10 protein-coding genes are annotated in these 24157 nt (G+C 70.4%); 9 read left to right on the top strand and 1 reads right to left on the bottom strand.

Annotated elements, in window-relative coordinates:
* Positions 1-115 precede the first annotated feature (115 nt).
* The 4 genes from ABD347_RS28800 to ABD347_RS28785 all read left to right on the top strand — a co-directional run bounded on the left by ABD347_RS28800 (position 116) and on the right by ABD347_RS28785 (position 6518).
* Complete coding sequence (locus ABD347_RS28800) at positions 116-2158, top strand: type IV secretory system conjugative DNA transfer family protein (protein WP_344366710.1); 2043 nt, start codon at positions 116-118, stop codon at positions 2156-2158.
* A 98-nt stretch (positions 2159-2256) separates the two neighbouring features.
* On the top strand, positions 2257-3819 hold the full coding sequence (locus ABD347_RS28795; protein WP_344366708.1) for a PucR family transcriptional regulator: 1563 nt from the start codon (positions 2257-2259) through the stop codon (positions 3817-3819).
* A 172-nt stretch (positions 3820-3991) separates the two neighbouring features.
* A complete protein-coding gene (locus tag ABD347_RS28790) occupies positions 3992-4966 on the top strand; it encodes an EamA family transporter (RefSeq protein WP_344366706.1) in 975 nt (324 codons plus the stop codon).
* Positions 4967-5075: 109 nt separating this feature from the next.
* The gene (locus ABD347_RS28785) at positions 5076-6518 is read left to right on the top strand and encodes an aldehyde dehydrogenase family protein (RefSeq protein WP_344366705.1); all 1443 of its coding nucleotides are present in this window, start codon (positions 5076-5078) and stop codon (positions 6516-6518) included.
* A 192-nt stretch (positions 6519-6710) separates the two neighbouring features.
* Here the strand turns inward: ABD347_RS28785 and ABD347_RS28780 are convergent, their stop codons facing one another.
* Positions 6711-9872 (bottom strand): DNRLRE domain-containing protein, encoded by a 3162-nt coding sequence (locus ABD347_RS28780; protein ID WP_344366703.1) that lies wholly within the window; start codon positions 9870-9872, stop codon positions 6711-6713.
* 612 nt (positions 9873-10484) lie between these two features.
* Between ABD347_RS28780 and ABD347_RS28775 the strand changes: the two genes are divergently transcribed.
* From ABD347_RS28775 to ABD347_RS28755, 5 genes are all read left to right on the top strand, one after another.
* Entirely contained in the window at positions 10485-18437 is a 7953-nt protein-coding gene (locus ABD347_RS28775) for a polymorphic toxin-type HINT domain-containing protein (protein ID WP_344366701.1), read from the top strand.
* Complete coding sequence (locus ABD347_RS28770; protein ID WP_344366699.1) at positions 18437-18784, top strand: hypothetical protein; 348 nt, start codon at positions 18437-18439, stop codon at positions 18782-18784. Before ABD347_RS28775 ends, ABD347_RS28770 begins: the two co-directional genes overlap by 1 nt.
* Positions 18785-19143: 359 nt before the next feature.
* Positions 19144-19593 carry a hypothetical protein gene (locus ABD347_RS28765; protein WP_344366698.1) on the top strand — a complete coding sequence of 150 codons (450 nt, stop codon included), beginning with the start codon at positions 19144-19146 and terminating at the stop codon, positions 19591-19593.
* 68 nt (positions 19594-19661) lie between these two features.
* Positions 19662-22973, top strand: coding sequence for a hypothetical protein (locus ABD347_RS28760; protein WP_344366696.1), 3312 nt, complete (start codon positions 19662-19664; stop codon positions 22971-22973).
* Positions 22974-23507: 534 nt separating this feature from the next.
* Positions 23508-23828: a MazG-like family protein gene (locus ABD347_RS28755; RefSeq protein WP_344366695.1), complete on the top strand. Its 321-nt coding sequence runs from the start codon at positions 23508-23510 to the stop codon at positions 23826-23828.
* Positions 23829-24157: the final 329 nt, after the last annotated feature.

Below are 24157 nucleotides of genomic sequence, written 5' to 3'. Positions count from 1 at the left end.
CCGGGCACACCGCCGTCCCACAGTTGTCCACAGGTCGGTGAACCGCCCGGCCCGGGCGGCTAGATTGACAGGGGCACAGACGCGCGGGACCTGGCTGGTCAGGGGGCAGGGGTTCATGGACACCGACGGTACGTACGAGGCACGGCGCGGCCACGTCGCCAAACCGCCCGTGCCGCCTCCGCCCCGGCACGCCCCGGCGCCCGCCGGCGGCGGCACCGCCCAGTGGCTGCGCACGCCCCGGCCGGCGGCCGAGCCCGGGGTGTGGCGCTTCGGGCACCGGCCACGCCCGGAGGAGGAGCCGGAGACGGTACCCGCCCGGCGGCTGTTCGCCGGCGCGGTGATCGCCCTGCTCAGCGGCTGGCTCCTGTGGTCCCTGCTCTGGAACGGGTACCTGGGCTACTACTGGCTCTGGCCGCTCCTGGTGCTCACCCCCGACGAGTGGCGCTCGGAGCCCGGCACCTGGGCCACGGCCAGCTACCTCTACTACGCCATCGTCGGCGGCGGTCTCCTGGTGTTCTTCGCCCGGATCGGGCACATCCCCGAGATCTGGCGCCGGTACGCCGGAAAGAAGGACACCCCGCCCCCGCCGCCGCCCCCGGACGCCGACCCCGTCGACTGGCCCGACCTGCGTGACGCCGGGCTCACGGACGCGGCGGCCCGGCTGGCCGACGCCACCAGGTCCGGGACGCTGCGCGACGTCGACTACGCCCGCATCCGGCGGGCCTGGCAGGGCGTGCGGACCCACCCCGACCGGCTCGCCGCGTTCACCGACGCCGTCCGTGCCCACGGGCCCGCCGCCTGCGCGCACCCGTCGGGCGTGCGCGACCTGCCCGTCCGCACCGCCGCGCACGACCTGGCCACCGCCCAGGTGCGGATCGGCACCGCGGCCGACCACCCCCGCAACCCGTACGCCCGCCGGACGACCGGGGTCGCCCTGGAGCCCGCCGTGCTCGGCACCTCGCTCCTGGCCGTCGGGCCGGCCGGGTCCGGGAAGACGGTCCGGCTGGTCCGCCCGGTCGTGGAGTCCCTCTGCCTCCAGGCGCTCGCCAACCGCGCCGCCGTGATCGCGGTGACCGCCCACGGCTCCGCGCTCGCACCGGACCAGGCGTTCGACGTCGTCGTCTCCGTGGGCCGCCCCGACTCCACCCACGACCTCGACCTGTACGGCGGCGCCGACGACCCCGACGAGGCCGCCCGGATGCTCGCCGAGGCCCTCGTCGGCGACCTCGTCCCCGACAGCCGCCGCGCCGCCACCGCGCTTGCCCAGCTCATCGGCCCCTACCGCGCCGCGCACGGCCACTTCCCCGCCGTACCGGAGCTGCGCGAACTGCTCGGCGGCGCGCCCAAGGCACTGGCCGAGCTGCGCGCGGCCGTGGCCGACGACCCGGCGCAGCTGCGCGAGCTGGACGCCCGGGAGAGGCAGGCCGAGCGCGGCGACGACGTCGGGGTGCTGCTGGCGGAGCGGATCGCGTTCCTCGACCGGCCCGCCTTCGCCCGGTTCTTCCGCACCGACTCCGAAGGGCGCCGCTTCTCGCCCCGCGCCGTCGAGCACCCGCTGCGCGTCCGCGTCGACCTGCCCGAGCGCGGGCACGCCGAGGCGTCCCGGATCGTCGCCCGGCTGCTACTGGCCCAGTTCACCGAGGCGGCGCTGGGCCGGGCCGACCGGTCGCTGTTCGCCTGCCTGGTGCTGGACGACGCCACCTACACGGTCACCGCCGACTCCGTACGCGCCGTCCAGCGGCTGCGCTCGGCCCACGCGGGCGTCGTCCTGGCGCTGCGCACGCTGGAGGACGTGCCGGAGGCGCTGCGCGGCCCGCTGCTGGGCGCGGTGGGGTGCAGGATGGCGTTCGCCGGGATCGCGGCCTGGGACGGCGGGCGGTTCGCCGAGACCTGGGGCACCGAGTGGGTACAGACCCGGGACGTCACCAACCGGCAGATCATCTCCGACGAGCCGCTCACCAAGGCGCTCCACTTCCTCCGCCGCCTGGCCACGGGCAAGGCGGCGACGGCCGAGGCGGTCACCGTGCGGGAGGTCGAGCGGCAGCGCTGGTCCGCCTCCGACCTGGCACACGCGGTGCCTCCCGGGCATGCCGTACTGTCCCTGACCGGAGTGCGCGGGGAGCATGTCCCGCCGCTCCTGGTCGACCTGCGGACCTGATGTGACATGACAACCTGGCAGAATTGAAAAGTGTCGTTCATACGGGACGGCGAAAAACCCCTCCGTGCCTCACCTCCCGAAAGTCCGACGGTCCCGCCATGCCGCTCACGCTCGCCTCGCTCGTCCAGCACTCGGCGCTGAAGCTCACGGTCCGCGCCGGGGAGGACCGCCTCGACACGCCCGTGCGATGGGCGCACGTCAGCGAGCTCGCCGACCCCGTCCCGTACATGGAGGGCGGTGAGCTGCTGATGGTCACCGCCATGAAGCTCGACGCCGAGAACCCCGAGGCCATGCGCCGCTACGTCAAGCGGCTGGCCGACGCCGGGGTCGTCGGGCTCGGCTTCGCCGTCGGCGTCAACTACGACGAGATCCCGCAGGCGCTCGTGGACGCCGCGCGTGACGAGGGCCTGCCGCTGCTGGAGGTGCCGCGCCGCACCCCGTTCCTCGCCATCTCCAAGGCGGTGTCGGCGGCGCTGGCGGCGGACCAGTACCGCGCGGTGACGGCCGGGTTCGAGGCCCAGCGCGAGATGACGCGCTCCGCCCTCGCCGAGGGCCCGGCCGCGGTCGTGGCACGGCTGGCCGCCCACGTCGACGGCTGGGCGGCGCTGTACGACGCGTCCGGCGCCGTACTGGCCGCCGCGCCCGAGTGGGCGGCCCGCCGGGCGGCGCGGCTCACCCCGGACGTGCAGCGGCTGCGGGAGCGGTCGGCGCCCGCCAGCGCGGTGGTGGGCGGCACCGACGACCGGGTCGAGCTCCAGTCCCTCGGCAGCGGGCGGCGGGTGCGCGGCGCTCTGGCGGTCGGCACGGGAGCGCCCCTCGGGACGGCGGAACGTTACGCCGTCCATTCGGCCATCGCCCTGCTGACGCTCACCACCGAGCGGTCCCGCTCCCTCCAGGCGGCCGAGCAGCGGCTCGGCGTGGCGGTGCTGCGCATGATGCTGGCCGGGCAGCCGGACCACGCCAGGACGGTGGCGGGCGACCTGTACGGAGGGCTGCTCGACGCCCCGTTCCGGCTGCTGATCGCGGAGCCGGTGCCGGCGGAGCGCGACCCGGCCGCCGAAGCACCGCTGCCCGCGCTCGCCGAGACCTTGGAAGCGGCGGCCGCGCGCACCGCCGAGGCCGTGCTGACGGTGCCGGAGGGCGACGAGCGGCTGGTGGTGCTGGCGGAGGACGGGGGCGCTGCGGCCGCCGCCTGCGAGGCGTACGCCGGGAAGGAGGCGGAGGAGGCGGGCGTCGTGATCGGGCTGTCCGCCCCGGCCGGCCCCATAGCGGCGGCCGCCGCGTACAAACAGGCCGAACAGGCCCTGTCGGTGGCCCGCCGGCGCGGCCGGGCCCTGGTCGAGCACGAGGAGCTGGCGGCCGGCTCCGTCCTGCCCCTCCTCGCGGACGACGCGGTGCGCGCCTTCGCCGACGGCATGCTCCGGGCCCTGTACGAGCACGACGCGACCGGCCGCGGCGACCTGGTCGCCTCCTTGCGCGCCTGGCTCTCCCGCCACGGCCAGTGGGACGCGGCGGCCGCGGACCTGGGCGTCCACCGACACACGCTGCGCTACAGGATGCGCCGCGTCGAGGAGATCCTGGGCCGCTCGCTGGACGACCCGGACGTGCGGATGGAGCTGTGGCTCGCCCTCAAGGCCACCGGCGGAGCCCCCACGCCCTGACGGCGGCACCGGCCTCGCGTCACACGACCGCGTCACGCAGCCGCGCACACAGTCACGCAGGTCGTGCGGTCACGTCGCTGAGGCGCCGGACAGTTGACCCGAACGTCGAAATCCTGCCCGATCCCGGGCAGGATTTTGCTGTCCGGGTCGCAGGCTCCATAGTCTCCCGTGCATGACAAGCCCCGCCGCGGAACCGGCCCCCATCACCCCCGTCACCGCCGCCGCCCCGGCCCGCAGAGGCCGGACCGGACCGCCCGCCCGCCGCATCACCGGCGCCGTGTGGGCCGCGCTGGCGATCGTGTACGTGGTGTGGGGCTCCACCTACCTCGGCATCCGCGTCGTCGTCGAGACCATGCCGCCCTTCCTCTCCGCCGGCGCCCGGTTCGTCGTCGCCGGCGTACTCCTCGCCGCCCTGCTGGCCTGGCGGAAGGGGCCCGGCGTGCTCAAGGTCGGCCGTCGGCAACTCGCCTCCGCCGCCGTCGTCGGACTGCTCCTGCTGCTCGGCGGCAACGGACTCGTCGTCCTCGCCGAGACCTCCGTCCCGTCCGGTCTCGCCGCCCTGCTCGTCGCGGTCGTCCCCGCCTGGGTCGTCCTGCTCCGCACCGGCTTCGGCGAACGCCCCGGCGCCGGCGCGTACAGCGGCGTCCTCCTCGGCCTCGCCGGGCTCGCCGTCCTCACCCTCCCCGGCCTCAGCGGCGAGGTGCGGATCGGCGGCGTCCTCACCGTCGTCGCGGCCTCGCTCCTGTGGTCGGCCGGGTCCTTCTCCGCGTCCCGCATCCCCATGCCCGCCAACCCCTTCACGGCCAGCGCCTACGAGATGATCGCCGGCGGCTTCGGCTGCCTCCTCGTCGGCCTGGCCCGCGGCGAACACCACGGCCTGGACCTGGCCGGCTTCTCCACCCGCTCCTGGACCGCCTTGGGCTACCTCGTCCTCTTCGGTTCGTTGATCGGCTTCACCGCGTACGCCTGGCTCCTGCAGACCGCCCCGCTCTCCCTCGTCGCCACCTACGCCTACGTCAACCCCATCGTCGCCGTCGCGCTCGGCGCGCTGATCCTCAACGAAGCCGTCACCTGGCCGATCGCCCTGGGCGGAGCCGTCGTCGTGGCCGGGGTATGCCTCATCGTCAGTACGGAACGGCGAAACTGACACCAGGCACCACTCCATCTCGGACAAGCGACCGCGCGCTGTCCCGGCCCTACCGTGTGAGCAGAGGAACCCCCCACCCCGCACAGCTTCGAAAGGGCCGGATCCACTCATGACTGCCACCGCCTTCTGGCTCGCCGGCCGCCAGGCCACCGGCGAGACCACCTTCGACGTCACCTCCCCGTGGGACGGCCGCACCGTCGGTCAGGTGAGCGTGCCCACCGAGGCCCAGGTCGAAGAGGCCGTGGCCGCCGCCCACGCGGTGACCGACGAGTTCGCCGCCACCCCGGCCCACGTCCGCGCCGCCGCCCTCGACCATGTGTCGAAGCGGCTCGTCGAGCGCACCGAGGAGATCGCCCAGCTGATCTCCGCCGAGAACGGCAAGCCCATCAAGTGGGCCCGCGGCGAGGTCGGGCGTGCCGTCTCCGTCTTCCGCTTCGCCGCCGAGGAGGCCCGCCGCTTCAACGGCGGCGACGCCCAGCGCCTCGACACCGACGCCGGCGGCACCGGCCGCCTCGGCCTGACCCGCCGCTTCCCCAAGGGCGTCGTCCTCGGCATCGCGCCGTTCAACTTCCCGCTGAACCTGTGCGCCCACAAGGTCGCCCCGGCCATCGCCGTCGGCGCCCCCATCATCCTCAAGCCCGCCCCGGCCACCCCGCTCTCCGGCCTCATCCTGGGCGAGCTGCTCGCCGAGACCGACCTCCCGGCCGGCTCCTGGTCGATCCTGCCGGTCACCAACGACCGCATGCCGGCCCTGGTCAAGGACGAGCGCCTGCCGGTCATCTCCTTCACCGGCTCCGACAAGGTCGGCTACGCCATCCAGGAGTCCGTGCCCCACAAGCACTGCACCCTGGAGCTGGGCGGCAACGCCGCCGCCGTCGTCCTCGGCGACTGGTCCTCCGAGGAGGACCTGGACTGGGCGGCGACCCGCATCGCCACCTTCTCCAACTACCAGGGCGGCCAGTCCTGCATCTCCGTGCAGCGGGTCATCGCCGACGCCTCCGTCTACGACCGCCTGGTCGCCAAGGTCGTCACCGCCGTCGAGGCGCAGGGCACCGGTGACCCGTCCGACGACGCCACCGACGTCGGCCCCCTGGTCAGCGAGGACGCCGCCAAGCGCGTCGAGTCCTGGGTCGACGAGGCCGTCGCCGCGGGCGCCAAGCTGCTCACGGGCGGCAAGCGCGAAGGTGCCACCTACGCCCCGACCGTGCTGGAGAACCTGCCCGCCGGCACCACCCTCGCCTGCGAGGAGGTCTTCGGCCCGGTCCTCACCCTGCACAAGGTCGACGGCGAGACCGAGGCGTTCGCCACGGTCAACGACTCCAAGTTCGGCCTCCAGGCGGGCGTGTTCACCCACGACCTCCAGACCGCCTTCCGCGCCCACCGCGCCCTCGAGGTCGGTGGCGTGATCATCGGCGACGTCCCGTCCTACCGCGCCGACCAGATGCCGTACGGCGGCGCCAAGCAGTCCGGCGTCGGCCGCGAAGGCGTGCGGTACGCGATGGACGACTACACCTACGAGCGCGTGCTGGTCCTCACGGGCCTCGCCCTGTAACGGCACGCCACTCGTACGGCCCTGACCGGCGGCCGGAGCCCACTGTGCGGGGGCTCCGGCCGTCTCTCTTCTCGTCCCTCCGAGGACTTCACCCCGGCAGCCCCGGCAGCCCCGGCAGTCCGAGAGGTCCGGGAGAACGGGTGAGCCCCCGGTGCGTCGCGCCGGGGGCTCACCGCTGTGCGGATCGGGACGTCAGCCGAAGGACTTGATGGGGTTCCAGTCCACCGACAGCACCGTCTTGACCGCCGCGCCCGTGTTGGTCGTCGTCGGGTGGTACACCTTCATGTTCCCGGTGTCGGCGAACCGGGCCCAGATGTCCGGGACCCCGTCGTTGCTGACGTCGGGCATGCCGATCGCGGCGGACACGTTCGCCGCGGTCCAGCCGGTACCGAAGGTGACGTCGCCGTCGACGGAGTTGGCGGCCAGCTTGATCGACTCCAGGTCCACGCTGCCCGCGACGGCGCCGGGCTTGCCGTGGCGGACGTACATGTTGCCGTTGTCCACGTTGCGCCAGAGCAGGTCGGGCGTGCCGTCCTTGTTCATGTCCGCGAGGTTGACGATGTCGCGCGGGGCCCAGGCGGCGCCCTCCATGAGCGTGGCGGCCTGGAAGGTGGCGCCGGAGTAGCCGGACAGGACCCAGAAGGCCGTGCCGGCCCGCAGGGCCAGGTCGGGCATCTTGTCGCCGGTGATGTCGCCGATCGCCTTCAGCTGCGTCCAGGTGGACGGCGCCGGGGCGTTGGCGGGCAGGCGGATCCTGATGCGGTCGTCGACGTTGAAGCTGCCGTAGCCGTCGCCCGGGTAGAGCCAGAACTGGCCGTCCGGGGCGACCGCGAACAGGTCGGTCGAGCCGTCACCGGGGTAGGTGTCGTTGTAGTGCGCGATCAGCGCGGCCTTGGTGCCGTCCCACCAGTGGCCGGCGGGGTCGAGCTTCTTGCCGGCGGTCACATAGGAGGCGGCCAGGCATCGGTAGAGCTCGCCCTCGGGCGAACCGACGCAGTTCCGCAGGTTGCCGTTGGCCTCGACGACGATGAGGTCGGCGATGGCGTCGCCACCCGTGTCGCCGGGGCCGTCGGCCCTGTCGCGCGGCGGGAGGTAGAACGTGTAGTCGCCCCGGATACTCCGGTTTCCGTGGACGTCGTAGGCGTAGACGGTCAGCACGTTCGGGCCCGCGTGCTTGGGCTGTACACCGGTGATCTTGACGGTGCCGTTGACCGGGGGCGGCGCATCGACGTAGCCGACGCCCTCGAAGGCCCATCGGAACTTGGACGCGCCGGCCGCCGTGAAGGTGAAGTCACCCGACGCGCCGAACTTCACCGACGCCCACGTCTTGCCGTCGCTCGTGGCCTCCGTGAACACGGTGCTGGTGATGTCGGGCTGCGGCGGCGCGGTCGGGTCGACGGTGATCCGGCACGGCTCGGTGCCGTCCGGGAAGAACGTCGAGACCGCGCCCGCGGCGTCCTCGGCGCGTACGTCCCACGAGTAGAGGGTGTTGGCCGTGATGTTCGCCAGCAGAGGATCGGTTGCCTGGATGATCATCTTGCCGTAGCCGCTGGAGTCCGGCGTGGCGACGTACTCGCTCTTGGTGGTCGCGCCGGTCTTCCAGAAGCGGAAGCGCAGCTTCGGCAGGGTGCCGTCGGGGTCGTAGCCCTTGGCCTTCAGGGTGATGGTGGTCCGGCCGATGGTGACGCTGTCGCTCGGCCCGGGCACGCACGCGCCACCGGGCGAGGAGGTGCCGGAGGTCGGCTGGGACGGGGGACGGTTGTACTGGCCCTCCAGCACGGCGCCGGTCGCGGCGAACTTGCGCCAGGTCTGGGTGTCGGACTCGCTGGTCGCGCGCATGCCGAAGGTGAGGTTGGACCAGCCGTTGTCCGCGCCCTTCTGAGCCGCGGCCGTCACGGTGAACGACTCGTACGCGTCCGGGCAGGAGGTGGACCAGCCGTGCGCGAAGGACTTCTTGTGCAGCACCTGTGACCAGCTCGGCTGCGCGTTCCAGGTCGTGCCGGAGGAGATCGATCCGGTCAGCCAGAACTCCATCTGACGGTCGGTGCAGGACCAGGAGTGGTTGTTCTTGACCTTGAACGTGGCCCAGTCGAACTTCGCCCCCTTGTAGCTGGAGGAGAAGTTCATGCGCCAGAAGGAGCGGGCGAGGCCGCCGGTGTCGCTCTCGTAGCCGACGCGGGCGTCGGAGGTGCCGGAGGAGAAGTTCGTACCGTTCCAGAAGCTGGAGTTCGGGTACTTCTTGTACGCCACCGTCCAGGCCAGCCAGCCGCTGTTGAGCGGAGGGTCGATGAAGACCGGGTATTCCGTGCCCTTGTGCGTGAGCAGGCCGGTCTTGGCGACGTTCAGGTGGAGGCGGGCCTCACCGGTGCCGTTGCCGTCGAGGGTGACGGGCAGCTGCGCGGAGCGGGCGCCGGGCTCGATGCCGGTCAGACCCGACAGCTTCAGCACGTCGGCCGTGGTGGCGACCGAGGTGTGCCGCGGGGTACCCGCCGGAACCTCGGAGTCGCGGCCGCTGGAGTCCCAGGCGAACGGGGTCGGGATGCTGCCGACCTCCTGGCCCGCCTTGTCCAGGACCTGGACCCGGTTCGCCTTCGCGTCCGTACGGAAGACCGCGGTCTTCGAGCGCAGGCCGTACGAGACGGTGGCGAGGTCCTTGTTCTGCGCGGCCTGCTTGTTCTTGACGATCAGGAGCTGGCCGAAGCCGCCCTCCTCACGCACCACCAGCAGCAGGTCGACACCCGGGAACACCTCGGGGTACAGCGCGCGGGGCCCGTCGAGCACCGGCTCGGGCAGGGTGCCCGGCCAGGTGTAGGCGATGGTGTGGCCGCCCAGGTCGACCTCGGCGAGGATGCTTTCGTCCGTTACGTCCTGGTCGAGGACGCTCTGGTTCGCGACGCCCTCGGCGAGGGGCAGGCGGCTGTACGAGCGGTCGGCGCGAGCTGCCCCGGTGCCGTCGGCGAAGCGGACGGGCACGACGGCGTTGACCGGGCGGACGCCCAGCGGGCCGGCGCCCTTCGTCCGGCGCAGCGTGCTGTCGATCGGGGCCCACTTGCCCTCGGCGTTCTTCGCGCGCTGTGGCAGGGCGTGGATCCGGGTGCGCATCTTGCCGTCGGGCATCGCCCAGACCAGCTGGGTCTGGGTGGTCGCCGTGTCGACGAGTACCTTCTTGCCGGTCCGCTTGGCCTCGGCCGCGGCGGCGGCCTCGTCACGCGGACCGGTCGACGCCTGCTTGGCGTCCGTGACGGGGGACTTGGCGGCCGGGGGCGCGCTCGCCTGCCACCAGGGCAGGAGCGCTGCGGTGAGTGCGGCCAGTACGAGGCCGAGGGTGAGTGACAGCCGTGTGCGCGTGCGCACGAACGGGCTGAGAAGACGAGGCGGCGCTGGCACGGCGGTCTACTCCCGTGTGGACCAGAGGGATCTTCGGACGGTTTTCGGACAGCACGGACAGCCCCGACGGACGGACCGCGGGGCGCAGGGCGCGCACACGATCACACGATCGGCAGGCGGCGTCCACGCATGAAGGATTTATGAATATGTTATGTGCCATGTGGTAGGCGTGTGATGAGGCGTCAGCCCGCCCGGCTTTGGACGCTATTGATGGGCCGGTAGATCCTGATTGCGATCGATGCCCGAACCATCGCGAAGATCGACAGTGCGGAGATCTGCTCGCGATTGCACCGTGGCGGATCTCACTTCCGTGGCACCTCGGCCACCATCCACGATCTTGTAAATGCAGCGCACATGACAGAAAGTTCGCACGCACGCGCCTGAGCCGGGCGCGTGCTCTTTGGTGTTTCCGCACCTCCTCCGTTGTGTTGTTCGTCTGGGTGGGAGTCGACGCGTATGCGTGCTTCAGTTCCACTGTCATGGGTGGGGCGGGATCGCCTGGCCATGACAGAGTCACAACGACGGCGCCGTCGGCGAAGCCGCACGGCGACCGTCCTTTTGTTGTCATCGGTATTGACGGTGACGAGTCTGGGCTCGCAGGCCCTGGCCGTTCCCGGCGACGGGATGAGCCGTGAGGAGACGACGTCTCAGGTCGAACTGCCGGACATCCCGAAGAGCACGACGGTCCCCGAGGACGCCGAGGCTCAGAAGACGCTGAGCACGGCGCCGGAGCAGCCGATCACGCCGTACACGCCCGTGGCGACGGATCCCTGGAAGGCGGACACCGGTAAGGCGGACCCGTCGACGGCGACGCCGGGTTCCACGGTCCAGGTCGTGAACGAGACCACTTCGGCGCTTCTCCCGGTCGGTGTGGGTGTGCCGGTGGGGCAGGATCCGGCGTCGATCGCCGGTGACTGGCAGGTTGCGGTCAAGGCGACGACCACGTCCGAGGACACCGGCGTGCCTGGCATGATCATGGAGGTGGTGCCGCCGGCGACGGCGGATCCGGCGGCGCGGGTTCTCCTCGACGTCGACACGACCACCTTCAAGGACCGCTACGGTCAGCTGGCCGCCGAGCGTTTCGGTCTCGTGCTGCTGCCGAGCTGCGTGATCGACTCCCCGGAGGCGGGCGACTGCGCTCCGGACGCGGGCGTCCAGACCATGGCGGTCGGGGACGAGCCGGACGTCGAGGTCGAACGGCTGCGCAGCACCGTCAAGGTGGTCCCGGCGTCGAAGACCAAGCTGAAGGCGACGTCGGCGAAGACCAGGAGTGCTGCGACCCGGCAGATCCTGTCCGGTGCGGTTCCGGTCGCCAACCTGCTGCCGGACAAGGAGACGCCGTCGAAGGTGTCGGGCGCCTCGGTGCGCAAGGCCGGGTTCTCGTCGTCCGTGGACGCCTCGGGCCGCCAGGTCGTGGGTGCGATGGACACCGGTTCCTCGGCGTCCGGTGACTTCACCGCCTCTCCGCTGCTGTCCTCCGGTTCCTGGGCGGCCGGTTCGTCGAACGGTGCCTTCACCTACTCGTACCAGGTGCAGGTCCCGGAGGCCGCCGGCGGTCTGATGCCGAAGGTCGACCTGTCGTACAACTCGCAGTCGGTCGACGGCCGCACCTCGGCGTCGAACAACCAGGCCTCCTGGATCGGCGACGGCTGGGACTACAACCCGGGTTCCATCACCCGGACCTACGTCAACTGCCGTCAGGACGCCAAGAAGAGCGGGTCGAACAACTCCACCCACAAGACCGCGGACCTGTGCTGGGGCTCGGACAACGCCACCCTGTCGCTCGGCGGCATGACCACCGAGCTGGTGTGGGACGACACCAAGGGTCCGCTGGGTGCCGACGGCAAGCCCGTGGGGCAGTGGTTCACCGCCAACGGTGACGGCTCCAGGATCGAGCGGATCAAGGGCCACGCCACCGGCAACGGTGCGAAGGACGGCGAGTACTGGCGTGTCACCACCAAGGACGGCACCAAGTACCACTTCGGTCTGAACAAGCTTCCGGGCTGGTCGGACAACGGCACCGCCGCCGACGACCCGCAGACCAAGTCGGTCCTCACCGTGCCGGTCTACGGCAACCACTCGGGCGAGGACTGCTACCAGGGTCCGACCACGGCCGACTGGAAGAACTCCTCCTGCACCCAGGGCTGGCGCTGGAGCCTCGACTACGTCGAGGACATCCACGGCAACGCCATGTCCCTGTGGTGGCAGAAGGAGGAGAACTACTACGCGAAGAACTTCTATTTCAAGGGTCCGGTCAAGTACGACCGCGGCGGCTACCTGTCGCACATCTACTACGGCCAGCGCAAGGACTCGATCTTCTCCGCGACGGCCCCGGCCCGCGTCGGCTTCACCGTCGCCGAGCGCTGCTACGACGCGTCGGCCACGCACACCTGCAGCGAGGAGAACTTCACCTCCAAGGACCCGGGCAAGTACCGCATCTGGTACGACACCCCGGCCGACCTGCGCTGCCAGGCGGTCACCTCGACGTACACGAGGAAGTGCTGGAACGCCGGCCCGACGTTCTGGACCCGCAAGCGCCTGGACAAGATCACCACCTCCGCGCAGCGTCGTACCGACACCACCGCGCGTCAGGTCGTCGACGAGTACCGGCTCAAGCAGAACTTCCCTGTTCTGAAGACCGGTGCGAACACGGCGCTGTGGCTGGAGTCGATCCAGCGCACCGGCTACGCCCGTCTGGGTTCCAACGACGCGTCGGTGACGCTGAACGCGGTGCGGTTCGAGTCCAACGAAGAGGACATGCCCAACCGCGTCCTGCGCGGCGGCAGCGGCGAGACCGACCCGCGGCCCGGGTTCTCACGTCTGCGCATCGAGCGCGTGATCAACGAGTACGGCGGCGAGACGGTCGTCACCTACAAGCCCCGTGAGGGCCAGTGCCTCTCCGGCACGGGCCTGCCGGGCAAGACCGACACCGCGGAGCTGAAGTCCAACACGCGTCTGTGCTACCCGCAGTTCTGGCACCCGGACGCCGATGTGGAGGACATCGACTGGTTCAACAAGTACGTGGTCCAGTCGATCGAGGAGCTGCCGAACGTCGACGGCTCGTACTCGACGCTGACCTCGTACGAGTACAAGAACGCGGGCTGGAAGCTCGCCGACGCGGAGTTCTCGAAGAAGTCCACCCGGACCTACTCCACCTTCGCGGGCTTCCAGCAGACCGCGGTGATCACGGGCGAGAAGGAGGCCACCGCCGACAGTGGCGAGGGCTCCACCCCGGCCGAGGACACGCCGGGAGTCGACAGCCCGAAGACCAAGGCGGTCACGCGCTTCTACCGCGGCATGGGCGACACCGTCCCCATGACGGACATCACGGGCGCCACGCTCACCCGCGACGGTCAGACCGTCTACGACCGCGAGGCGTTCGCCGGCCGTATCGCCGAGGAGTTCAGCTACACCAACGCGACCGACCCCGACACCAACTGGCTCACCCGCAGCCTCACCGTCCCGGCGGCCACCGAGCTCGCCAGCCGTGACCGCGGCGACGGCCTGGACCCGCTGAAGGCCTGGCGCGTCACCGAGCCCGACGAGATCGCGTACACCAAGTCCTCGGGCACGGGTGACGACACCCGCACCCTGCGGACCGTGCGGTCCAGGACGACGTTCGAGTCGGCCCACGGTCTGCCGACCCTGGTGGAGTCACAGGGCGACACCGGCAAGACCGGCGACGAGTCCTGCACCAAGCTGGAGTACCTGCACCACACCGACAAGAACCTCATCGGTCTGTCCAAGCAGGTCCTCCTCTCCCCGACGCTCTGCGCCAACGCCGACTGGGCCGACCTCAGCACCCTGAGCGGCGCCGCCCGTACCGCGTACGACGGCACCGCGTACGGCACCGCTCTCAGCGCCACGACCCGCGGTCTCGCCACCGAGACCTGGTCGCTGAACGACAAGGGCACCGGTTTCCAGACCGGCGGCACGGTCGGCTTCGACGCCGTCGGCAGGGTGATCCGGCAGACGGACCCGGACCAGATGGCACAGCCGGTCCCGAAGTCCTCCACGATCGCCTTCGACCCGCCCATCGGGCAGGTCTTCAAGGTCACCGAGACCAACCCGCTCGGTCACACCCAGGTCCAGGAGCTGGAGCCGGGCCGTGCGGTCGCGCTGAAGACGACCGATGCCAACGGTCACGTGAGCGAGGCGAAGTACGACCCGCTGGGCCGTCTCGCCGAAGCCTGGGCCCCGGGTCGCACCCCGGCCGCGGGTGCCGTGCCGGACTTCCGCGCCGAGTACGTGATCCCGGCCGAGGAGACCGACCCGACCGACCCGGATGGCCGCAAGATCCGCAAGCCTCCGTACATCACGACCTACAGCCGTGGTCACGAGGACCGGGTCGAGAAGTCCGTCACCATCTACGACGGTCTGGGCCGCGAGCGCCAGACGCAGGAGGAGGCGGACGGCGGCGGCCGTCTGATCACCGACACGCTGTACAACAGGGCCGGTGAGGTCTACCAGACCAACAACGCCTACCTGAACCAGGACGACCCGGGCGGCCAGCTGTTCACGCCGCGTGCGGACACCACGGTTCCGAACATCACCCGCTACAAGTACGACGGCCTCGGCCGCGTGCTCGAGGAGATGCCGGTCCTCACGGTGAAGGCCCCGGGGACCACCGAGGCCATCTCCCAGGCGGTGCCGGAGAAGGCGACCCGCTACGAGTACGGCCAGGACTGGTCGAAAGTGATCCACCCGCAGGGGGCCTCCTCCTACCGGGTCTACACCGACGCCCTCGGCCGCACCGTCCGCACGGACACGTTCAACCCGGCGGCGCCCGACGGCTACACGTCGACGCGCTACGAGTACAACAACCGCGGCCAGGTGGCCAAGGCGACCAGCTCGGTCGACCCGGCCCACCCGTGGTCGTGGACGTACGACAAGCGTGGCCGGATGGCCACCGCGACCGACCCGGACACGGGCACCACGCGGAAGACCTACGACCACCGTGATCGTCCGCTGACCACGACCAACGACCGTGGTGTGACGGTCTGGAACAGCTACGACGAGCTGTCCCGGCCGAAGCAGGAGCGCCTGAACGGCTCGACCGGCACGCTGCTGTCCGAGTTCACGTACGACACCGCCCTCGGCGGCAAGGGCATGCCCGCCACCGCCGTCCGTCACACCGACGGCCTGGCGTACACGCAGAAGATCAACGGCTACACCAAGGACTACCAGCCGACCTCCTCGACGCTGTCACTGCCGTTGACGATCGCCGGTACCTGGGGTCTGCCGACGGAGTACACCTACGGCTTCACCTACTCCGATACCGGTCAGCTGGAGGAGGCCAACCTCCCCAAGGTCGGCAAGCTCGACGCGGAGAAGCTGGTCGTCCGCTACAACAAGGACGGCAAGCCGGTCTCCCTCTCGGGCAAGGACTGGTACGGCACGGAGACCGTCTACTCGCCGTACGGCCAGGTGATGCGTTCGACCCTGGGGGCGCAGCCGTACCGGGTGTGGGCGCAGAACTCGTTCGACGAGTCCACCGGTGAGCTGCAGAAGCAGATGGTCTACCGCGAGCAGACCCCGCTGCCCAACAACAACCTGGTGACGAACCGCGAGTACACCTACGACCCGGCCGGCAACGTCACGGGCATCCGTGAGCACGCCACCGGTATCGAGGAGCGGCAGTGCTTCACCTATGACCCGCTGGGCCAGCTGAAGTCGGCCTGGACCTCCAAGGACCAGGCTTCCTGCACCGGCCCGAAGAACGCCGACGGCACGCTCAACGTCGCCGCCGGCGCGGACACCTCCGGCTACTGGCAGGAGTACGAGTACGACCTGCTGGGCAACCGGACCAAGCTGGTCGAGAAGGACCTGACCGGCGCCACGGCCAAGGACGCGACCACCACGTACACGTACGGTGTGGGCGCGGCCAAGAGCCAGCCGCACACGCTCACCACGGTGTCGAAGACCTACACCACCCCCGCGGGTGCGCAGGTCAAGGCGGAGGCCGAGCGTCTGTACGAGCTCACCGGTGAGACCAAGTCGATCACCTCGCTCCAGAACGGCGACAAGCAGACGCTGTCCTGGACGCACGACGGCAAGGTCGACCGGATCACCGGCCAGGGCACCGGCGGCAAGACCCCGTACGTGGGTCTCGCCGACAATTGCCTCGACCTCAAGTCCGGCCTCGCCGCCGCCTCTCAGCCGATCCAGCTCTTCAGCTGCAACACTTCGGTCGCCCAGAACTGGAAGTTCACCCCCACTCCGGCCCCCGTGGCCGGGACACAGGCCGACCCCAACCGGGGCACGCTCACCGCCTACGACAACTGGTGTGTCCAGCCGGCCGCGAACACGGCGGGGTCTGCGCTCCAGCTCCAGAAGTGCAATGGCACGGCCGCGCAGGAGCTGAAGCGGAACACCGCCGGTCAGCTCACGCACATCGCGTCGGGCCTGTGCCTGGCGGTGCAGGGCGCCAACTCGGCCAGCGGCACGCCGATCGTGCTGGCGACCTGCGACGGCACGTCCGCCGCGCAGCTGTGGGCGCCGCAGAACGACACCCGTCACATCTACGGCCCCGACGGTGAGCGCCTGCTGACCATCAAGGGCAAGCAGGCCACCCTCCACCTGGGCGAGGCCGAGGTGACCGTCCAGCAGGGCGGTGCCCTGGTCAACTCGCAGCGCACCTACGCCACCCCTGGTGGCTCGGTCATGCGCTATGCCTACGGCACGGGTTCGGAACAGCTGGTCGCTCAGACGGGTGACCACCAGGGCTCCACCTACGCCGAGGTCGCGATGAGCGGCACCATGGCGGTGCGGATCCGCAAGCAGGACCCGTTCGGCAACCAGCGCGGCGCCGATACCGTCGGCGTCAACCTGCAGAGCCACACGGGTTTCCTGGGCAAGACGAGGGACGACGCCTCCGGCTTCCAGCCGCTGGGCGCACGTCTGTACGACCCGGTGGTCGGACGGTTCCTGTCGGCCGACCCGTTGATGGACCTGAACGACCCGCTGCAGGCCAACGGGTACGTCTACGCCCACAACAACCCGGTCACGCACTCCGACCCGACCGGTCTGGCCATCACCCTGACCGCTTCGGAGAAGGCGGCCGCCCTCGCGGGCGCGGGCCTGTCCGCGGCCCAGGTCGCGCAGGCGCAGGCCACCATGGGCAAGTCCCTGACCTCGGTGATCCTCGCGGCTGCCTGGAGCACCCTGAGCGACTTCATCGGACTCAGCGACGCCATGGCCTGCTTCGGCGGCGACATGTGGTCCTGCGGCAGCATGATCGTCGGTGCGATCCCGTGGACCAAGCTGGGCAAGATCCCGTCGGTGCTCAAGGCAGTCAACCGCACGATCAACGCCATCCAGGCGTTCCAGAAGGCGAAGAAGGCCGCCCAAGCCGTCCTCAAGGCCGCCAAGGCCGCCGAGGCAGCGGCATTGAAGGCCAAGAAGGCCGCCATCGAGAAGGCCAAGAAGGAGGCCGCGCAACGCGCCAAGAAGAAGGCAGCCGAAGCGGCGAAGAGAAAGGCCGACGCGGCGGCCGCCGCGAAGAAGAAAACCGGCAACCCCGTCCAGAAGCAGTCCCAGGCGAAGGCGGCCCCCAAGGCGTCCTCCCAGCCCAAGGGCTCCGGCGGCGGCAAGGTCAGCACCTCCAAGCCCGGTGGCTCCAGCGGTGGTTCCTCGCGAAGCAACGGCGGATCCAGCGGCGGTTCCTGCAAGACGGCGGACAACAGCTTCACGCCGGGCACGAAGGTGCTGATGGCCGATGGCTCCACCAAGCCGATCGAGCAGGTCAAGACGGGCGACAAGGTCGTCGCGACCGACCCGAAGACCGGGGAGACCCGGGTCACGACGGTCACCGCGGAGATCAAGGGCTCGGGTCTCAAGCGCCTGGTCAAGGTCACGATCGACACGGATGGCAAGGCCGGCTCGAAGACGGCGGAGATGACCGCGACAGACGGCCACCCGTTCTGGGTCGCCGAGGTCGGCAAGTGGATCGACGCCACCGACTTGAAGTCGGGCCAGTGGCTCCAGACCAGCGCGGGCACCTACGTCCAGATCACCTCGATCGAGCGCTGGACCAGCCAGGACGCCACGGTCCACAACCTGACCGTCTCCGACCTCCACACGTACTATGTGGCGGCGAGTGTCAGGAACGTCCTTGTACACAACTGCAACGAGGAAATCAAGGACGTAGCCCTCGGGACCAGTGACAACGGGCTGGAGGAATTCGCCAATGATAATGGGTACAGGCATTTCATGGGCGATGCGACCTTCGAAGATGCTCTGGCCAGTGTCCGAGACGTCGCGAACGAGCACCCTGAGACCCACATCCACGTCCGTCTTGACGGATTCGCGATGACCAGCGGCAAGAAGGGCACTCCGGCCGAGCTCTTCGATGACGCCGTCACGCAGGGACAAGGCGACAATTGGTATACCACGCAGAGGGAGATGGCGATCCTGGAGCGTGCCTTCCGGGTCGGCAACCTCAGTTCGAGTAGACTTTCCTTCTACATGGGTGGGGAGAACATCACTAATGAGATCCTCTCAGGTTCCAGATTCCTAGGAGGAGGTTCCTGATGAGGCTCATCGCTGAATGGGATCGCCCTTTCCGCATCTGGCACTACTCGGTAAGCTACCGCCGTCTGCTCCTGCGCAGCCTGTCGGAGACCTCGCCGAGCAGAGTCGATGTCCTCTTCTCCAACGTGCACTTCCTGCACATGTCGACCGCCTGCGATCAGCTCGAGATTTCCGTGGACGCGGAGTTTCGCCCGCCGGTTTCGATCGACCTTGAAGGCACCCCAGGCAAGTGGTTCCTGCTCAACGGTGGCGCCGGCTACCTCCACGGGACGCATTGCCAGTGGCACGAGGATGACGGAAACGCTCTGACTCCATCCAGATTCGGACCGTTCAAGAGGACGGACTGACACTCGGGTCGGCGACCCCACAGTTGTCCTGTTGTTGAGGGCGGCGACTCCCCGGAGTCGTCGCCCTCAACCAGTTCGTCGAGTTGCAGTGGCCGGGGCGCGCTGGCCCGGCACCTATGCCTTTCGGGAGACCGCCTTCCCCTTGTACCTGAGGTCGGAGGAGATCAGATGCTCCGACCCGTACACCGTGGCCCCCACGCTGATCGGCGGCGAGGCTGGTCCTGCGTCTCGACGACTTCTCCGGAGGGGTTCTCGGACCCGTGGCGGCTCGCGCTGGCGGAGAGTGCGGTTCCCCCGGAACCGTGTCTGTCGTAGCGTGTGCTGAGCCTGGTGGCAGCGCGTACGGAGGGTGATTGGACGTGGATCCGGTATCGGTGGGGTTGCTGGCGGCGCTCGCGGGCGGCGTCGGCGGTGAGGTGGGCCGGCAGACGTGGGCGGGGCTGAGCGCCCTGGTGCGGCGCCCGTTCCAGTCCGGGCGGGGTTCCGGCCAGGTCTCTGCGGTCAGCTCCGGCGAAGCCGAGCTGGTGGCCTTGGGCCAGGCGCCGGCCGATGTGACGCGTGCGCAGGCGCTCAGCACCGCTCTGGCAGTGCGGGCAGCGGTGGACGACGAATTCGGGGACGGGCTTCGGCAATGGCATGAGCAGGCGAAGCTGGTACGCACCGGTGACGGCGAAGTAATCAACATGATCAGTGGTGGTACTCAGAACGGCCCCGTGGTACAGGGTCGGGACTTCTCGGGGATCTCCATCACCACCGCACCACCGTCCCCGGCCGTTCCTGGGGACAGCACGCCGCGCCGACAGGACTGAGCGCCCCACCGCCGGGGGGTTCCCCGGTTGTCGGTCGTTCACAGTCGGCTTTCGGGGGGGGTGGTTGCGTGGAGCTTCTGTGGGAAGGGCTGCTGCTGGCGACGGTACGCGGTGATGAGGACGGGGCCCGTTCCCGTCGGGAAGCCTTGGCCGCCCTCGTACGTGCTCCCCTGCCTCCCGGCATTGAATGTCCCACCGGAGAGGCCGAGCTCGCGGCCGTGACCGCCGCTCCTTCCGATCCCGCCCTCGCCGGAGCGCTCGCCCTCGCTCTCGGCGAGAGAGCTCAGGCCCAGCCAGGTTTCGCAGAGGCTCTCGCCGCCCTCTGGGCCGCGGGGGACGGTGCCCACGTCAATCTCATAGCCGGCGGCGAACAGAACGGTCCGGTCTTCCAGATCGGCACCAACAACGGGCCGATCACCGTGCAGACCTCGCCGCCGGCTCCCCTGCCAGTCCATTTACAGGACTCCCAGGGATGGCCGCGGGCCCGCGACTGGGACAGCCTGCTCGCCGGCGTACACCGCGCACGCCCAGGGCAGGACGGCAGCGTCCTGCCCCCGTACGTCCCTCGGGACATCGACGAGGAGCTGCGCGTCCTGCTGACCGCAGCCGCCCGCGACGGCGGACTGGTCCTGGTCACCGGCGACTCCACGTCGGGCAAGACGCGGGCCGCTTTCGAGGCGCTGCGTGCCTCGCTCCCCGACCACCGCGTTGTGCAGCCGGCCGACCACACCGAACTTCCCGCGGTGGCCCGCGCCGTGGCCCGCTCCTCGGAGCCCTGTGTCGTATGGCTGGACGACCTGGAGCGCTACCTCGGACCCGGACCGGACAGCCTGACCCCCGCATTGCTGAGCCACTTTGCCGCCGGCACCACCGCCGTCCTCGCCACCATGAGACTGCGGCAGTACGAGACCTACACGGCTGACGACGACACGGCGCGAGGTACCGCCGGGGCCAACGGCGGGGCTTACAAGGGGGTGCTGGCCGCCGCCCGCCGCGTGAACCTGGACCGTATGTGGAGCGGCACCGAGCTGGCCCGAGCCCGCGCCTGCGCCGACGACCGCATCACGCATGCCTTGGCCCACCACGGCCCCCATGGCATCGCCGAGTACCTTGCCGCCGGCCCCGCCCTGTTGGACGAGTGGCACAGCGCCGACCGCCCCGGCGGCCACCCGCGCGGCGCCGCGCTGGTGGCCACCGCGGTCGACCTGTCTCGCACCGGTCTGCCGGGCCCCTACCCGCGCTCGCTGCTGCTCCGCCTGCACGAACAACGCCTCGCCCAGGCCGGAGGCGCACTGCTGCGGCCCGAGACGGCGGACGAGGCGTTCGCCTGGGCAGGCGCGCTTCGCTTCGGCGTGACCAGCCTGCTCCTGCCGGGCGACGAGCCGGACACCTGGATGCCGTTCGACTATCTCGTCGACCGCACCGAAAACCCCCTGCCACCGGAAGTGTGGGACGAGGCGCTGATGGCGGCCCCTGAACCGGCCGCCCGGTTCGCCGTCGGCTTCTCCGCCCTCCAGGCCGACCTGCCGCACGTGGCGGAGGCCGCCTGGCGACCGCACGCCCACACCGTCCCGATAATCGCCTCCTGGCTCGGCAGGCTGCTGGATGCACAGGAGCGGCCCGGCGAGGCGGAAGAGGTGCTGCGTGCCGCGATCAGGGCCGGTTCCGTCATGGCCGCCACCGATCTGGGGCTGCTGCTCGCCCGCACCCACCGCCCCCACGAGGCCGAAGTCTGGCTGCGGCTGGCCGCTCGCCACGACGACGCCCGCGCCATGTACCTCCATGGCGAACTCCTGCGCCAAACCGGCCGGGAAGCGGACGCCGAGGACTGGTTCCGACGTGCCGAGGCAGCCGGCAGCCAGGCCGCCACCACCGCCTACGGGATTCTGCTCGCCGACCTGGGCCGCACGGAGGCGGCCGAAGAGCAGCTGAACCGGGCAGTGGACGCGGACCTTCCAGGGGCCGCGGCCGCCCTCGGGCTGCTGCTCGTACGGACCGGCAGACCGGAGGAGGCAAAGGAGCTCACGCACCGTCCCCTGCGCGAATCCGGCTTCGCCCGCATGCGCCTCGCCTTCGGCTGTAACAATGCCGGATTCCTCGATCGACCCGACCGAGCGGAACTGGAGTACGCCCGTACCGCCCTGCTCTCCCGTATCGAGGCCGCCGGTGCACCTGGCGGCGGGGTGTTCCTGCTGTCTCCGGATCTGGCGGAGGCCGACGAGTACACCCACTGGTCGGCCAATCGCGGCGATCTGTTCGCCGCCCTGGACCTGGCCGGCCTCGGCCCAGGCGACTCTCCCCGCTTCGAGGACGAACTCCACCGGCGTATCGTCGAGACCGGCCGCAGCGGGGACAACGCACAGGCAGCGGCCCTCGCCCGTCCTGCGGCGGACGAGGGCGACAGTACGGCCAGAAGGATGCTCATCTTGGCGCTCTCGGCGCTGGGCCGCGAAGACGCGGCCCTGCCCTACGCACGCGCCGCTGCGGAGGACGGCGAGGACCGCGAGGACCGCGAGGTTTGGGACCTGGCCAAGCTGCTGTACCTAACGGGGCGCCAAGAAGAGGCAGAGCAATACCTTCCGCTTTTCGGCGAGGAGCAGGCAAAGGACGCCTACCACGAGGCCAGCTTCTTCCGCGGCATTGAATACATCGCCCGTGTGGAGGAACAGGAGGGAATTCGGCGTGAACGTCCCGAGCTGTGCGACCTGAGCTCAGCCGAATGCCGACGCAGGGTCGAAGGTTACCTGCGACTCGCCGCCCGCCTCGGACACTCCGAGGCCGCTGCCCAACTCGCCGATGTACTCGACAAGTCCGGCCGGAGCGCCGAGTCCACCCCTTACCATCGCCGGGCCGCCGACGGCGGAGACCTCCGGGCAGCCTTCATCACCGCCGAACGACTGCAGCAGGACGGCGACGTGCAGGCGGCGGAACGCTATTACCGCCGCGCCGCCGACCGGGACCACTCCAAGGCTGCCCGGCAACTCGCCCGCCTGCTCGGTCGGTCCGGCCGCCGGGGCGAAGCCCGTGTCTACCGGCGCCGCGCAGCCCAGGCCGACCGCCGGGCCGATCGCCTCGAAGCAGGCATCCTCCAGCGTGTCGCCTGGTGCCTGCTGACGCTCGGCTCCCTTGGGCTGCTTTCCTGGGTGCCCTTCCTCTACGTGGCACTCCGACGCGGCCGTCGTCGTGACTGGTGGACCTGTGCCGCCTTCTTCGTGGTCCAGGCAGTCGTCGTCACAGGGGTGGTCCTCGTCGCACGTAGCCCCGGGGACCGCACTCTGGAGGTGCTGCAACCGCTCTTCGGTAGCCTGATGCACCTCACCCTCGCGTCAGGCACGCTGATGCTGGCCTTCGCCACCTTCGACAGGCGGAGGGCAGACTGACCCCACCGTCAGGGTCGTACGGCTTCGCTCGCTGCGAACAGCCCGCGCCGCCACCATTACATCTGGAACGGGATGGCCGTCGTGTCGAACCGGCCTCCCTCGCCCGCCGCGTGACCTGCTGTACGTACGGGCACGGGGCGCGTAAGGCCGAGGACCGGCTGACGGACCACTCCGCGCCGGCGGTGGGCCCGGCCGTCACCGCGACAGAGTCGCCCCGCGTGCCCGGCCCCGACCGCGCCCGCGACCTGGTGCCGGCGCTGTAGTGCCCCCGTGAGGAGAGCTGTGCCGGACACTTTCAAGCCGAGCGGGGGCGGAGCCTCCCCCATGCAGTACGTGGCGGTCAGCATCAGCCTGCTCCGGCCCCGCGCCCAGGCCGACGGCGACACGGGGCGGGCCGCCTGGCGGCGTATCCGGCGCTGGTCCGGACGCCGGTGGCTACGTGGCCCTGACCGCCCTCGTGGGCGCGCGGCCCGGCCGTGTGGCCTGCGTAGCTCGACCCGCTGACAACCCCAGTAGAGCGACGAGGAGAAGAGCATGGACCGGACGACGTGGGACGGCGTGCACAAGCTGCGGGACTGGCTTGACGAGGAGGCCACTCCGGCCGCGGCCGGTGACGTGAAGCTGTTGCGGGTGCTCAAGATCGGGGAGGAGTTCGGGGAGGTCGCGGAGGCCCTGCACGGCGTGCTCGGCGCCAACCCGCGTAAGGGCAATTCCCATACGTGGCAGGACGTCGAGAAGGAGTTGGGCGACGTCATCGTGACCGCCATGGTGGCCCTGGCCACGATCACTCCGGACGCGGAGAACGTCTTGGACGCGCGGCTCCTGGGGCTCCTGGAGCGGTTGAACCTGGACTGACCCGGATCCGGACAGACCACTGCCCCGATGGCCAGGCGGCTGGTGCTGGGGCAGTGGTGTGTCTGCCACCGGGGGAGGCCCTTCACGGCGCACTCGGTGCCGACCCGCGCAAGGGTGCCTCGCACACCTGGCAAGACCTGGAGAAGGAGCCGTGCCACGTCTCCGTGACGATCATGGTCGCCCTCACCACGCTCAGCCCCCTCGGGGAGAAACCGCTGTGCGGGGCCGTTCCCCGTCGTGTTCCCACGGGAACGCGACCGGTCAGAGGAATGGGGAGATGCGGGCGGACGAGTGAAAACGAGGGCGGCTGCGATCACCGTTTGGGCAGG

It is taken from the genome of Streptomyces gobitricini (assembly GCF_039532985.1).
GTDB lineage: Bacteria > Actinomycetota > Actinomycetes > Streptomycetales > Streptomycetaceae > Streptomyces > Streptomyces gobitricini.
This window is presented reverse-complemented; position numbering and strand designations above follow the sequence as displayed.

Excerpts from the sequence above, each read along its gene's own strand:
- ABD347_RS28800 (WP_344366710.1), top strand. The coding sequence starts at position 116 with ATGGACACCGACGGTACGTACGAGGCACGGCGCGGCCACGTCGCCAAA.
- ABD347_RS28795 (WP_344366708.1), top strand. The coding sequence starts at position 2,257 with ATGCCGCTCACGCTCGCCTCGCTCGTCCAGCACTCGGCGCTGAAGCTC.
- ABD347_RS28790 (WP_344366706.1), top strand. The coding sequence starts at position 3,992 with ATGACAAGCCCCGCCGCGGAACCGGCCCCCATCACCCCCGTCACCGCC.
- ABD347_RS28785 (WP_344366705.1), top strand. The coding sequence starts at position 5,076 with ATGACTGCCACCGCCTTCTGGCTCGCCGGCCGCCAGGCCACCGGCGAG.
- ABD347_RS28770 (WP_344366699.1), top strand. The coding sequence starts at position 18,437 with ATGAGGCTCATCGCTGAATGGGATCGCCCTTTCCGCATCTGGCACTAC.
- ABD347_RS28755 (WP_344366695.1), top strand. The coding sequence starts at position 23,508 with ATGGACCGGACGACGTGGGACGGCGTGCACAAGCTGCGGGACTGGCTT.